Annotated in this window: 15 protein-coding genes; 6 read left to right on the top strand and 9 right to left on the bottom strand. The window is 67.9% G+C overall.

Annotation, left to right across the window (positions count from 1 at the left end):
• The first annotated feature begins 66 nt into the window (after positions 1–66).
• From fliI to AC1RSK_RS16950, 3 genes are read left to right on the top strand one after another with little or no spacing between them, the layout of a single operon-like run.
• Positions 67–1,407: a flagellar protein export ATPase FliI gene (fliI, locus tag AC1RSK_RS16960; RefSeq protein WP_492908773.1), complete on the top strand. Its 1,341-nt coding sequence runs from the start codon at positions 67–69 to the stop codon at positions 1,405–1,407.
• On the top strand, positions 1,404–1,814 hold the full coding sequence (locus tag AC1RSK_RS16955; protein ID WP_492908772.1) for a flagellar export protein FliJ: 411 nt from the start codon (positions 1,404–1,406) through the stop codon (positions 1,812–1,814). The genes fliI and AC1RSK_RS16955 overlap by 4 nt, the downstream gene beginning before the upstream one ends.
• Positions 1,811–2,866 carry an endo-1,4-beta-xylanase gene (locus tag AC1RSK_RS16950; protein ID WP_492908771.1) on the top strand — a complete coding sequence of 352 codons (1,056 nt, stop codon included), beginning with the start codon at positions 1,811–1,813 and terminating at the stop codon, positions 2,864–2,866. The genes AC1RSK_RS16955 and AC1RSK_RS16950 overlap by 4 nt, the downstream gene beginning before the upstream one ends.
• A gap of 324 nt (positions 2,867–3,190) precedes the next feature.
• Here AC1RSK_RS16950 and AC1RSK_RS16945 read toward each other — a convergent pair whose 3' ends face one another.
• Together AC1RSK_RS16945 and AC1RSK_RS16940 are read right to left on the bottom strand one after the other, a co-directional pair.
• Positions 3,191–3,631 carry a hypothetical protein gene (locus AC1RSK_RS16945; RefSeq protein WP_492908770.1) on the bottom strand — a complete coding sequence of 147 codons (441 nt, stop codon included), beginning with the start codon at positions 3,629–3,631 and terminating at the stop codon, positions 3,191–3,193.
• A gap of 18 nt (positions 3,632–3,649) precedes the next feature.
• The gene (locus tag AC1RSK_RS16940; RefSeq protein WP_492908769.1) at positions 3,650–4,045 is read right to left on the bottom strand and encodes a DUF4282 domain-containing protein; all 396 of its coding nucleotides are present in this window, start codon (positions 4,043–4,045) and stop codon (positions 3,650–3,652) included.
• A 222-nt stretch (positions 4,046–4,267) separates the two neighbouring features.
• Here AC1RSK_RS16940 and secA point away from each other — a divergent pair, with 222 nt between their 5' ends.
• Together secA and AC1RSK_RS16930 are read left to right on the top strand one after the other, a co-directional pair.
• Positions 4,268–7,036 (top strand): preprotein translocase subunit SecA, encoded by a 2,769-nt coding sequence (gene secA, locus AC1RSK_RS16935; RefSeq protein ID WP_492908768.1) that lies wholly within the window; start codon positions 4,268–4,270, stop codon positions 7,034–7,036.
• 7 nt (positions 7,037–7,043) lie between these two features.
• Entirely contained in the window at positions 7,044–7,511 is a 468-nt protein-coding gene (locus AC1RSK_RS16930; RefSeq protein ID WP_492908767.1) for a hypothetical protein, read from the top strand.
• Positions 7,512–7,753: 242 nt separating this feature from the next.
• On the opposite strand, the gene AC1RSK_RS16925 is transcribed toward AC1RSK_RS16930, so the two are convergent.
• The 7 genes from AC1RSK_RS16925 to AC1RSK_RS16895 are packed head-to-tail and all read right to left on the bottom strand — an operon-like array spanning position 7,754 to position 11,386.
• A complete protein-coding gene (locus tag AC1RSK_RS16925; RefSeq protein ID WP_492908766.1) occupies positions 7,754–8,494 on the bottom strand; it encodes a glycosyltransferase family 2 protein in 741 nt (246 codons plus the stop codon).
• Between the two features lie 27 nt (positions 8,495–8,521).
• Positions 8,522–8,965 (bottom strand): hypothetical protein, encoded by a 444-nt coding sequence (locus AC1RSK_RS16920; RefSeq protein ID WP_492908765.1) that lies wholly within the window; start codon positions 8,963–8,965, stop codon positions 8,522–8,524.
• A complete protein-coding gene (locus AC1RSK_RS16915; RefSeq protein ID WP_492908763.1) occupies positions 8,965–9,432 on the bottom strand; it encodes a hypothetical protein in 468 nt (155 codons plus the stop codon). The genes AC1RSK_RS16920 and AC1RSK_RS16915 overlap by 1 nt, the downstream gene beginning before the upstream one ends.
• A 7-nt stretch (positions 9,433–9,439) precedes the next feature.
• Entirely contained in the window at positions 9,440–9,895 is a 456-nt protein-coding gene (locus AC1RSK_RS16910) for a hypothetical protein (RefSeq protein WP_492908762.1), read from the bottom strand.
• A gap of 54 nt (positions 9,896–9,949) precedes the next feature.
• On the bottom strand, positions 9,950–10,402 hold the full coding sequence (locus AC1RSK_RS16905; RefSeq protein ID WP_492908761.1) for a hypothetical protein: 453 nt from the start codon (positions 10,400–10,402) through the stop codon (positions 9,950–9,952).
• 30 nt (positions 10,403–10,432) lie between these two features.
• The gene (locus AC1RSK_RS16900; RefSeq protein ID WP_492908760.1) at positions 10,433–10,873 is read right to left on the bottom strand and encodes a hypothetical protein; all 441 of its coding nucleotides are present in this window, start codon (positions 10,871–10,873) and stop codon (positions 10,433–10,435) included.
• Positions 10,874–10,933: 60 nt separating this feature from the next.
• Positions 10,934–11,386: a hypothetical protein gene (locus AC1RSK_RS16895; protein WP_492908759.1), complete on the bottom strand. Its 453-nt coding sequence runs from the start codon at positions 11,384–11,386 to the stop codon at positions 10,934–10,936.
• A gap of 161 nt (positions 11,387–11,547) precedes the next feature.
• Between AC1RSK_RS16895 and AC1RSK_RS16890 the strand changes: the two genes are divergently transcribed.
• On the top strand, positions 11,548–12,462 hold the full coding sequence (locus AC1RSK_RS16890) for a lysophospholipid acyltransferase family protein (RefSeq protein ID WP_492908757.1): 915 nt from the start codon (positions 11,548–11,550) through the stop codon (positions 12,460–12,462).
• Positions 12,463–12,482 lie beyond the last annotated feature (20 nt).

Here is a 12,482-nt window from a genome sequence, read left to right as displayed (position 1 = left end):
TTCACCACCGGTTAAGGCCGCGAGCCCAGAATCATCGCCTGTAACACGCTCCGGATTTTCCCCGCCTTGCGCAGTCTCATCGCCGCCGTCGAGCGTATCGAACCCCTGACCGTCTACGGTCGGGTGGCGGCCGTGAACGGGCTGTTGATCGAGGCCCGCGGCGGGCTTTCCCACCTCGCCGTCGGGGCCCGGGCCGAGATCACCCGCCGGGCCGCCACGCCGCTGGCCGCCGAGGTCGTCGGCTTCCGCGACAGCCGCGCCCTGCTCATGCCCTTCGGCCCGGTCGAGGGCGTCGCCCCCGGGGCCGAGATCCGCATCCAACCGGACGGCGCCAGCGTCCGCCCCAGCAAGGCCTGGCTCGGCCGCATCGTCGACGCCTTCGGCGAGCCCATCGACGGCAAGGGCCCCCTGCCCCAGGGCGAGGCCAGCTATCCCCTGCGCGCCTCCCCGCCGCCGGCCCACGCCCGTGGCCGGGTCGGCGAGCGGCTCGATCTCGGCGTCCGCGCCATGAACGTCTTCACCACCACCTGCCGGGGCCAGCGCCTGGGCATCTTCGCCGGGTCCGGCGTCGGCAAGTCGGTGCTGCTCTCCATGCTGGCCCGCCAGGCCGACTGCGACGCCGTCGTGGTGGGTCTGATCGGCGAGCGGGGTCGCGAAGTCCGTGAGTTCATCGAGGAGACCCTCGGCGAAGAGGGCCTCAAGCGCGCCGTGGTCATCGTCGCCACCAGCGACGAGCCGGCCCTCAAGCGCCGCCAGGCCGCCTACATGACGCTGGCCGTGGCCGAAGCCCTGCGCGACCAGGACATGGAAGTCCTCTGCCTGATGGACAGCGTCACCCGCTTCGCCATGGCCCAGCGCGAGATCGGCCTGGCCGCCGGCGAACCGCCGACCACCAAGGGCTATACCCCCACCGTCTTCACCGAGCTGCCCAAGCTGCTCGAACGCGCCGGCCCCGGCCCCGTGCGGCCCGACGGCACCACGGCGGGACCGATCACCGGCCTGTTCACGGTGCTGGTCGACGGCGACGATCACAACGAGCCGATCGCCGACGCCGTGCGCGGTATTCTCGACGGCCACATCGTCATGGAACGGGCCATCGCCGAGCGTGGGCGCTTCCCGGCGATCAACGTCCTCAAGTCGATCAGCCGCACCATGCCCGGCTGCCAGAACATGGACGAACGCGACGTGGTCAAGGGCGCCCGCCAGGTGATGGCCGCCTGGGCCAACATGGAAGAGCTGATCCGCATCGGCGCCTATCGGGCCGGGGCCGACCCGGTGGTCGACCGCGCCATTGCCCTGAACCCGGCCATCGAGGCCTTCCTCAGCCAGGACGCCCATGAGGCGACCTCGCTCGAGGACAGTTTCGCCCATCTCGACCAGATTCTGCACCAGGGTGAGTTCGCATGAAGGCCGTCGGCTCCCTGATCCGCCTCTCGACCTTCCAGGTCGAGGAACTGCAGAAGCGCCTCAGCGTCATCGTCGACGCCCGCACCCAGTGCGAGCTGAAGATGGCCGTGCTGGAGGCCGAGGCCGAAACGGAACTGATCAACGCCCGCGCCTGCGCCGAGGCCGGCTGGTACATGGTCGGCTTCCGCGAAGGGTTGAAGGTCCGCCGCAAGGCCATCCAGGACCGCATCGACAGCCTGGCCGCCGAAGAGGAAGGGGCCCGCGACGCGCTGGGCGAAGCCTTCGAAGGTCTCAAGAAGTACGAACAGGTGGCGACCAAGGTCGCCGCCGCCGCCCGCAAGGAAGAAAGCCGCCGCGAGACGGCCGCCCTCGACGAGCTGGGCCTGCGCCGGGTGTCGGCGCGGTGACTTCCGCGACCCGGCGCGCCGTCCTCGGCTCCGCCCTTGCCCTTGCCGCCTGTGGGCCCAAGGCCAACGGCCAGCCGGCCGGCGGTCCCGTGGCCCCGCTGAAGTCCCTGGCCCCCTTCCCGATCGGGACCTGCGTCCAGGTCCGTCTGCTCGAAGATCCGGCCTACGCCGCCCTGGTCGGCGAGCACTTCTCCCAGCTCACCGCCGAGTGGGAGATGAAGATGGAATACACCGTCCTCGATGACGGCTCCTTCCGCTTCGACCGCCCCGACGCCATCGCCGCCTTCGCCCGGGCCCGGGGCCTGCGCCTCTTCGGCCACACCCTGGTCTGGTATGCTCAGGCGCCGGCCGCCTTCGTGAACCTGGACGAGAGCCGCACCAGCTTCGCCCGCGCCTATGATGCCTACATCACCGCCTTCGTCGGCCGCTACCGGGGCCAGGCCAGCGGCTGGGATGTCATCAACGAGCCGATCCGCGATGACGGGTCCGGTTTGCGCGACCATCTGTGGAGCCGGCGCCTCGGCGAGATCGACCACATGGTCCGCGCCTTCCACGTCGCCCACGCCGCCGATCCGCAGGCGGTGCTGCTGGTCAACGACTACAATCTGGAGAGCAACCCGGCCAAGCTCGACCAGTACCAGCGCCTGATCGACCGCCTGCTGAAGGCCGGCGCGCCGATCACCGGCATCGGCTGCCAGACCCATTGCAACGCCGACCTGCCCGCCGGCGCCCTGACCCGGACGATCGAGGCCCTGGCCCGCTTCGGTCTCAAGGTCCACGTCTCGGAGATGGACGTCTCCATCGTCCGGGCCGGCGGCTGGTTCGTCTCCCGCGAAGAGAAGGAGGCGGCCCAGGCCCGCCTCTACGCCGAGGCCATAACCGCCTTCGCAGCCTTGCCCGAGGCCCAGCAGTTCGCCTTCACCGTCTGGGGCGTGCGCGACCCCGAGAGCTGGCTGGTCAAGGAGAATGGCGCCGACACCCCGCTGCTGTTCGACGGCGCGGGGCGGGCCAAGCCGGCGCTGCGGGCGGTGGAGGCGGCGCTGCGGGGCTGAGGGCTATCGAAGCGGCGATCCATTATACCGCGCCCCGACAGGCCTACAAAAAAGCCGTGCGCATTTCATTGGCCGCGACAAACCGGCGAAATCCCGCGGTCCGTGGGCTTTTGCGTTGGCCCAAGGGCCGCGAATGTCGCCCCGGACGTAGGTCGGTGCGTAGGCCGACCAGCGGGGTTTGTAGGTCGCTTTGTGCTTCCGGCGACCTACGCGGCGGGCGGGCGGCGCGGAAACAGCCGAAAAAAGGGACGGAAAGGCTCAGATTAGCGATGAATATGTCTAGACATATTCCGTAACATATTGATTTTTAAGCAATTTATGGCGCTAAATTTCCATCCCGGCCGCGACTTCGCCCAGAATGGAGTCCAGCGAGTCCCCCGAGGCCGTTTCCGACTCCGCGAACAGGCTGACCACCCCGGCGGGTAGCACCAGCCCGACGAAGCTGAACGCCCCGCCGGCCCGCAAGGCCCCGTGGTAGGCGACCATCCGGCCCCAGTCCTGGGTGACGATGACCGGGTCGACCATGTCGAACAGCCAGCCGTGCGCCTGGGCGGCGGTGAGGTGGGTCTCGATGCGGTGGTCGGCCAGCTTTCGCGCCACGGCGTCCAGCTCGTCGGCCGCCGTGACCATGACCTCGGCAGAGATCGTCAGGCTGGCATCGCGCAGCGGCGACTCGAACAGGTAGCGGCCCTGCATGTCGCCCGCGACCCGGACCCAGTCGTCGTCGAGCGTCAGGGCGAAAAGCGTCGTGTCCAGCCGCGACATCGGACCGGGAGGTTCGGCCTAGCCCGCGAACGGCCGCTGCGGCGGGCCGCCGGTGTTGACCGGGCCGCCCACTTCCCGCTCGGCGGCGATGCGCAGGCCCTTCAGGTCGTCGGCGATGCGGAACACCGCCACGTAGAACTCGCAGAAGGAGCGCCACAGCAGCACCAGGGCGAAACAGATCAGCATCCCGGCGACGGCCAGCGGAATGGCCAGGAGCTTGCCGACGATCTCCTGCTCCTTCAGCGCCACGCCGATGGCGGCGCCGATCGAGCCGAAGGCCCCCAGCACGATGACGCCCAGGCCGGCCCAGTAGATGAGATGGATAACCGGCCCCGTCAGGAGCCGCTCGAAGGTCAGCAGATCCCGGAGCACTTCACCGGTTTCGCCAGACTTCCGCTTAGGTTTCGTGGGCATCCCCGACCTCTTGGGTTGCGGCCGTGAAGACGCTGGCCGCTCGTTGCCGCATCGCTATCAGCGCGCGAGCGACCCTGCAATGGGCGCCCTTGTCACGGGTGCGCGCGTTGACTTCGGGGGGGTCGCTGCTTAAGTCTCCCGCGCGCTTGAAATGCGGTTTTCTGGCGTGTTCCCGGGCGTTTGCGCCCACGCCAGTCACTTCTATACGGACCTATTCCCTACATGCTCGGCTTCGCTAGAAAGCTCTTCGGTTCCGCCAATGACCGTCAGGTCAAGGCCTTCGCCGCCCAGGTCGCCAAGATCAACGCCCTCGAGCCGGCCATGACCGCCCTCAGCGACACCGAGCTGCGCGACAAGACCGCCGAGTTCAAGGCGCGGCTGGAGAAGGGCGAAACCCTCGATCAACTGCTGGTCGAAGCCTTCGCGGTGGTCCGCGAGGCCTCCAAGCGGGTGCTGGGCCAGCGGCACTACGACGTGCAGATGGTCGGCGGCATGATCCTGCACAAAGGCGGTATCGCCGAGATGCGGACCGGCGAAGGCAAGACCCTGGTCGCCACCCTGCCGACCTACCTCAATGCGCTCGAGGGCAAGGGCGTCCACGTCATCACCGTCAACGACTACCTGGCCAGCCGCGACGCCGAATGGATGGGCCGCGTCTATCAATTCCTGGGCCTGAGCGTCGGGGTCATCGTCAACGGCCTGAGCCAGGGCCAGCGCCAGCAGTCCTACCGCAGCGACATCACCTACGGCACCAACAACGAGTTCGGCTTCGATTACCTGCGCGACAACCTCGTCTACGACGTCAGCGAGATGGTCCAGCGCGGCCACAACTTCGTCATCGTCGACGAAGTCGACTCCATCCTCATCGACGAGGCCCGCACGCCGCTGATCATCTCCGGCCCGACCGAGGACCGCAGCGAGCTCTACAAGATCGTCGACCTGATCGTGAAAGAGCTGATCCTCGACAAGACCAACTACGAGTACGACGAGAAACAGCGCCAGGTGCTGCTGACCGAGATCGGTCAGGAAAACGTCGAGAACATGCTGATCGCCGGCAACCACCTGGGCGAGGACACCGCCGGCCTCTACGACGCCGCCAACGTCTCCATCGTCCACCATGTGAACCAGGCGCTGCGCGCCAACGTCATCTACCAGCGCGACAAGGACTACATCGTCAAGGCCGGCGAGATCATCCTGATCGACGAGTTCACCGGCCGGATGATGACCGGCCGCCGGCTGTCGGAAGGCCTGCACCAGGCCATCGAGGCCAAGGAAGGCGCCGACATCCAGCCCGAGAACCAGACCCTGGCCTCGGTGACCATCCAGAACTACTTCCGCCTCTACAAGAAGCTGTCGGGCATGACCGGCACGGCCGCGACCGAGGCCCAGGAATTCGGCGACATCTACAAGATGGACGTCCTCGAAGTCCCGACCAACCGCCCGATCGCCCGCATCGACGAGGACGACGAGGTCTACCGGACCGCCGCCGAAAAGAACGTCGCCATCATCGCCCAGATCGAGGACTGCTATCGCCGCGGCCAGCCGATCCTGGTCGGCACCGTCTCGATCGAGAAGTCCGAGCAGCTCTCGGAACTGCTCAGCGAGCATAAGTTCGAAATCGACGGCAAGACCGTCAAGGGCATCCCGCACAGCGTGCTGAACGCGCGCTACCACGACCAGGAGGCCCTGATCGTCGCCGACGCCGGCGTGCCCGGGGCGGTGACCATCGCCACCAACATGGCCGGCCGCGGCACCGACATCCAGCTGGGCGGCAACGTCGAGATGCACCTGGCCAAGTGGCGCCAGGAGCAGCTGGGCCTGGGCATCGAGCCGGACGGCAAGGTCGAGGCCGAGGAAAAGGCCGCCTTCGAGGCCCAGATCGCCGAAGCCAAGGCCCACGCCCTGCGCGAGGGCGGCCTCTACGTCCTGGGCACCGAGCGCCATGAAAGCCGCCGCATCGACAACCAGCTGCGCGGCCGCACCGGCCGTCAGGGCGACCCCGGCCGCTCGAAGTTCTTCCTCTGCTGCGAGGACGACCTGCTGCGCATCTTCGCCGGCGATCGCCTCGACGCCATCATGCGCTCCTTCGGGGTGCAGGAAGGCGAGGCCATCACCCACAAGTGGCTGAACAGCGCCATCGCCACCGCCCAGAAGCGCGTCGAGCAGCGCAACTACGAGATCCGCAAGAACCTCCTGAAGTACGACGACGTCGTCAACGACCAGCGCAAGGCCGTGTTCGAGCAGCGCCAGGAGTTCATGGAGGCTTCCGACCTGTCCGAGTTCATCACCGAGATGCGCAAGGACACTGTTGAGGACATGGTCAATCGCCATCTGCCGCCCAAGGCCTATGCCGAGCAGTGGGACGTCGACGGCCTGACCGAGCGCTGCGAAGCCATCCTCGGCCTGCAGCTGCCGATCAAGGAGTGGGCCGCCGAGGAAGGCATCGCCAACGAGGAGATCGAGGAGCGGGTCAACGCCGCCGCCGACGCCCGCGCCGCCGAGCGCGAGACCATCCTCAGCGCCGAACAGATGCGCTCGGTCGAGAAGAACTTCCTGCTGCAGATGATCGATCTGCAGTGGCGCGAGCACCTGATGCACCTGGACCACCTGCGCAACGTCATCGGCCTGCGCGGCTACGGCCAGCGCGACCCGCTGAACGAGTACAAGACCGAGGCCTTCAGCCTGTTCGAGACCCTGCTGTCGAACCTGCGGACCAACACCACCCGTTGGCTGATGACCGTCGAGTTCCAGTACGCCGACCCCGAGCCCGACCCGCTCGCCGGCCTGCAGGAAATCCACATGGACCCCAACACCGGCGAGAACGAACGGGCCCGCAGCCTGGCCGCCGCCGGCGCCGATCTCGACAGCCAGCAGCGCTCGGCCCTGCCCGTCTCGGCCCTGCCGGACGGCTGGGAACGCACCAGCCGCAACGCCGCCTGTCCCTGCGGTTCAGGCAAGAAGTTCAAGCACTGCCACGGCTCGTTGGTCTGACAACCAGATGGACGGGCGGCCTCGATACGCCGTTCGCCGCCTGCCGGACTACGAACCGGGCCAGCGCCCACCCAAAGCCCTGGAAAGCGCGGCAACCCGCGCCCTCCAGGCCGAACTGGACCCGGCCACAACGCTGTTTTCACGCAGCCACGGCCGGGGCCTGATCGCCGCCGCCGTGGCCGCCCCGCCGGTCACCCACCTCGGCATCGACGTCGAGTGGATCGATCCGCGCCGCCGCATGGCCGAGATCGCCGAGCACTACCTGGGCGCCGCCGAGGCGGTGACGCCCGAGCAATTCTTCCGCGGCTGGACCTTCGGGGAAGCCTGGTTCAAGGCCTTTGGGCGGGATCCGGAGCCGGCGCTGATCAGGATCGCGGGGGGCAATACCTCCGCCGCGCCGATCGCCGTCGGCGAGGCCTGGCTGCTGCAGACGCTGCCGGAGCCTGGGTTCGTCCTCAGCCTCGTGTGGCGCTGAAAATCCTCCTTCGGGGCGCGCAGCGTCACGGGGGAGGGGGACCGCCGCCGAAGGCGGTGGTGGAGGGGGCAGCGCCGGCGGATGGGGTTGATCATGAACGCGGGTGTTTCGACCGCGCCAGAACCCGCCCCGTGCTGACGAGCCGGCGCGGGGGGGGGGGGCGCGGCCCCCTCCACCACCGGCCCTGAGTCGGGCCGGCGGTCCCCCTCCCCCGTCGCGCCTGCGGCGCGCCGAAGGAGGATCTAGCTTGGCCGCTTCCGCAGAAGCTTGAGCGGCAGCCTCACCGGCGCCTGCAGGATCAGCCCCAGGTGCATCAGGCTGATCCGCACATTGTCGGCCAGCATCCGGAAGTTTGAGGTGTTGTCGGGCGGATAGACCACCTGCACCGGCACATTGATCACCGGCGTGCGGCGCCAGTGCAGCTGGACCAGGATCTCGGTGTCGAACTGCATGCGCGGGCCGATGTGCTCGGACGTAATCGTCTTCAGCGTCGGCCCAAGCGGATAGAGCCGGAAGCCGCACATGCTGTCGGCGATGTCGAAGGAGGCGGTCTCCACCCAGACCCAGAAGTGGGTGATCCAGCGGCCGAATTTGCGGGCCTTGGGCACGGTGTCGTCATAGGTCGCCTGCCCGGCGATCACCGCCGTCGGGTTGGCGCGGGCGAGCTCGACGAACTTCGCCGCCTGTTCCGGCTCATGCTGGCCGTCGGCGTCGATCTGCAGGGCGTGGGTGAAACCGGCCTGGGCGGCGTGGCGGAAGCCGTCCATCACCGCCGCGCCCTTGCCGCCATTGGTTGGCCGCCGGACGACCGTGACGCCCCGCTCCGGCGCATGGAAGGCCGCCAGGCCGGACCGCGCCGGCTCGAGGTTGCCGTCATCGATGACGAAGACGTCGAGGCCGAGCGCCCGCACGCCCGCGATCACCGGCCCGAGGCGCAGATAGTGGTTGTAGGCGGGAATCACCGCGCACGGACGAAAGCTCATGACCGGAGGTGTGCCAGAGACGCGTCCCTATTTCACCTGCGCCAGTTCGCCCGAGACGGCGACGTGGACGATGCTGTTGGAGGTCCGGCAGCGGAAGGTGGTGTCAGTCCCCGGCTGGTCGTCGAGCGTCGAGCGCAGGCCGATGACGGCGTTGCCGCCGGCGGCCTTGGCCTGGTCGCCCATGCTCTTGAGCGCGCCCAGCAGCGCCCAGCGGCAGGCGTCGCTGATCGTGCGGGCGCCCTTGACGGTGGCCCGGCTGCTGCGGGTCGCGCCGAATTTCTGAACCACCTCGACCGGCTGGGCGCCGAAGGTGAAGCGCACGTCGGCCGGCAGTTTGGCCACCAACTCGGCGTTGCGGAACAGCGGCGCGACCGAGACGTCGAGGTACTGGGGTCCGCCCTTGGCGGCGCCGCTCGCGCCGACGAGGAGGAGGCCGCCCAGCACAGCCGTCAAAATCAGGCGAGGCGACATCAGTTGGGACCTTCGAGAACACCGACCAGCGACACGCTGGTGAGCGATTTGCCGCGACCGCATTTGTAGGTCTGGCTGCTGGACGTCGGATAACCGCCCCAGAAGGAGCGCAGGTTGACCACCCGCGTCCCGCCGCGCTTGCGAGCCGAGATCGCAATCGACTCGAGCGTGGCCATCAAGGCCTCCTCACAGTCGGCCTCGGCGCCCCTGTTGGTGTTACGCGCCTGCTTGCGGGACCGTATCCGGCCCTCGGGCGGTATCGGACCCGGGGCGTCGGCGAACTTGAAGGTGATGTCGCGGCCGAGCCGATCAAGGTTTTCGGGCTTTTCGAGAACCGACAACGGCGCATCGAGGACCACGTCGGTGGGCTTGGTGGCGGCGGCCTGGCCGAGGCTCGGGCCGAGCAGCGCGGCAAGCGCCAGGACGGCGACGGCGAGCCGCCGTCCATGAGGAACCAGCTGGGCCATCACGACGCTACTCGACCACTGCGATGTCGCCCTTCAGGGCGACGCCGACCATCATGCCGCCGACGCCGCACCGGTAGGTGCTGCTGCTGCTGGTCTCGATGTTGCCGAAGTTGGACTTGATGCCGACCACGGCGTTGCCGCCCTGCAGGCGCGCCTCCTCGGCCAAAGCGACCAGGGCGCTGGTCAGGGCCCAGGGGCAGGTGACGGCGGCGCCCTTGCCATTGCTGGTCTTGCGGCTGGACCGGACCGGACCGAGCACCTGTTTCACGGTCACCGGCTGGTCGCCGAAGTAGAACTTGATGTCCTTGGGAATCTTGTCCTCGACCAGCGGATGATGGAAGGCGCTCTGGATCGACATGTCGAGCATCTTGTCCTTGCCGCGAGACGCTGCGGTCGACGACATCGGGGCCACGGCGAAGGCCAGCACCGGCAGCGCCAGCACGGCCAGAGTCTTGAACTTCATCCCAAACTCTCCTCTTTCGCGCCGGCCGGCGCGACCATCTGAAAAAAGACAGATCTACTCGACGACGGCGACCGTGCCGCTCAGGGCGACGCCGAGCATCTGTGCCCCAATCGCGCAGTCGTAGCGATCGACGCTGGCGTTCAGGTTGCCGTCGAAGTTGGAACTGATGCCGATGACGGCGTTGCCGCCGCGCTTCTGGGCGTCGAGGGCCATGGCGACCAGCGCATCGCGGGCGACGGTCCGGCAGGCGGTGCTGATCGGCGTCTTGCGGGCCGGCGTCGGCCGCTTGCGCGAGCTCTTGGTGGGGCCGATCTGCGACTTCACGGCCGCCGGCTGGTCCCCGAAATAGAGCTTCACCCCGGCCGGCGCCCTGGCGATGAACTCCGGGTCGCCCAGCACCGCCTCATAGCTGTAGGCGCGGATCTCGTTCCCCCAGGCCCAGGCGCCGACGGGCGTCAGGCCCGCGACCAGAACCGTCGCCAGGATGGCGATCTTGAAACGCTTCATGACTTCCCCCAACACAAAATCTGCACGCGTCTACTCGACGATCGCGGCCTCACCGGTCAATGCCACATTGACCATCAACGTCCCAAGACCGCAGCGGTAGACGGTGCGGCTAGTGGTCGCGACCCCCTCGAGGTTCGACTGGATGCCGACCACGGCGTTGCCGCCGCGCTTCTGAGCCTCCTCGCCCAACGCCACCAGGGCACTGACCATCGCCCAATCGCAGGCGCTCGGCCCCTTGCCGTTGCTGGTCCGGCGGCTGGTGTGGATCGGGCCGAGGCCGGACTTCACCGTGACCGGCTGGTCGGCGAAATAGTACCTCACCCCGACCGGCAGTTTGGCCCGGTACTCGGGGTTGGCCATCAGGGCGGTGATCGAGACGTCATAGCCGGTCGTCTTGCCGGCGGCGGTCCCGACGTTCGGCAGAGCCGCGGCCAGGATCACCGCCAACGCGACCGCGAGCTTCATCTTCATGCCGTTCCCTTGAACTCCCCCTCGCCCGAACAGTCGGGCGTTCCACTGACATGTTAGGTTCTAGCGGACGACCGCCACGGTCCCGGTCAGGGCCACCCCGGCCATGATGTTGCCGGCGCCGCAGACGTAGGTGTCGTTGCTGCTGGTCAGATTGCCCTTGTAGTTGGACTTGATGCCGATCACGGCGTTGCCGCCCCGGCCCTTGGCGTCCTCGCCGATGGCGATCAGGGCGCTGAGCATGGCCCATTCGCAGGCGGTCTTGTCGCTCTTCTTGAACGAGCTGGTCTTCTTGTTGGTCTCGGTCGACCCCAGGCTGCGGGAAACCCGGGCCTTCTGGGTTCCGAAATAGTAGCGGACCCCGGCCGGCAGCTTGGCCTTGAACTCGGGGTTGTTCAGCACGTCGGCGATCGGAAAGCTGATGTGCTCGTCGCGACCGGCGGCCAGCACCGTGGTGGGTGCGGCCGACGCCAGGGCGATGATCAGGGCCAACGGCATGGCGGCAAGCTTATGCATGACAGTTTCCCAAAATTCGGCGCGTCCGCGACCCGCCGACAACACCGGCCCGAGAATACACCGCACCGCAGCGGACTCAACGTGGACGCGCTGGAATCCGTGGCCTAAGACAACCCCCTTCGCGGGTTTGGCGATGGTTTTATCGGGGGAAGTGCAGGCGTATGGCGGCCACCTGGGCCAATACGGCTGAACGGGGCGCGTTCGCGGGACTGTGGTTCGTGGCCACGGTCTACCGGCTGCTGGGCCGGGCCGTGACCATGGTGCTGATGGCGCCGCTGGTCTTCTATTTCTACCTTACCGGCAAGCGCCAGCGGGAGGCCTCGCTGGCCTGGTTGCGGCTGGCCAAGCAACACGGCGCCGACGTCGGCGAGGTGACCTGGTGGAGCGGCCTGAAGCATCAGATGACCTTCGCCGGCGGCGCGCTGGACCGTTTCTCGGCCTGGCTGGGCGACATCGGGCCGGAGAAGGTCGACGGCCTCGACGATCCGGAGTTCCAGGCCGCCCGCCACGACCCGCGCGGCGCTGTCGTGCTGTCGGGCCACCTGGGGGTGCCCGAGGTGATGCGGGCCATCGCCACCATCGGCGAGCGGCGAGGCGTCAACATCCTGGCCCACAGCGCCAACGCCGCCAAGTTCGCCGAGCTGATGGCCAAGATGGCCCCGATGTCGAGCGTGCGGATCATCGAGGTCACCGACATGGGCCTGGCCGCCGCCATGACCCTGTCGGCCTCGATGGAAAAGGGCGACTGGGCGGTGATCCTGGCTGACCGCATCGCGCCGGGTGGCAAGAGCCCGTCGGTCTGGGCGCCGTTCCTGGGCAAGGACGCCCCCTTCCCGATGGGGCCGTTCATCCTGGCCTCGGCCCTGAAGAGCCCGGTCTACACCCTGTTCTCGGTGCGTCAGAAAGGCAGATATCGCGTGACGCTCCGGAAGTTCAGTGAACGTCTTGATTTTCCACGCAAGGATCGCGAAGCAGCCCTGAAGGCCACAGCGACGCGATTTGCGGCGGTCCTCGAGGAACAGGCGCTCGCCAACCCGTTCCAATGGTTCAACTTTTATGATTTCTGGCGACTGTAGGGGTTTGGGGGATATGGACG

Source organism: Caulobacter sp. GW821-FHT11A05 (genome assembly GCF_058809015.1).
The sequence above is the reverse complement of the archived record's forward strand: the minus strand, read 5'-3'. Positions and strand labels throughout refer to the sequence as shown.